Source organism: Chryseobacterium sp. SIMBA_038 (assembly GCF_046535115.1).
Classification (GTDB): Bacteria; Bacteroidota; Bacteroidia; order Flavobacteriales; family Weeksellaceae; genus Chryseobacterium.
On the sequence record NZ_JAWRXH010000180.1, the window covers coordinates 1 to 270 of the forward strand.

The following is a 270-nucleotide window of genomic DNA, read 5'->3' on the forward strand; positions in this document are numbered from 1 at the left end:
AGAAAGAATACCAGAACCCTCTGCTGGTCTTTAAAAAAGCATTTCGGGAATACAGCATCAGGGAGTTTGATTATTTTCTGTCCGGTATGGTCCATTTTTCACTGGGCGCTTATGACAACCTACCGGAAAGGAATCTCGTGATTCCGTACATTCATCTGATTAAAATGCTGGATGCCGCACATCTTATTCTGGAAAGGAGAGGGAAGAAGATGAATACAACGAGCCATAGGCAGGGGAAAGGAAGCTAAGGTGAAAAGACGGGAAGCGGGT

Annotated in this window: 1 pseudogene; it reads left to right on the top strand. The window is 44.8% G+C overall.

The annotated features are described in order from the left end of the window. A pseudogene (locus tag SB689_RS23195) lies at positions 1-248 on the top strand (hypothetical protein); the annotation flags it as partial. Positions 249-270 lie beyond the last annotated feature (22 nt).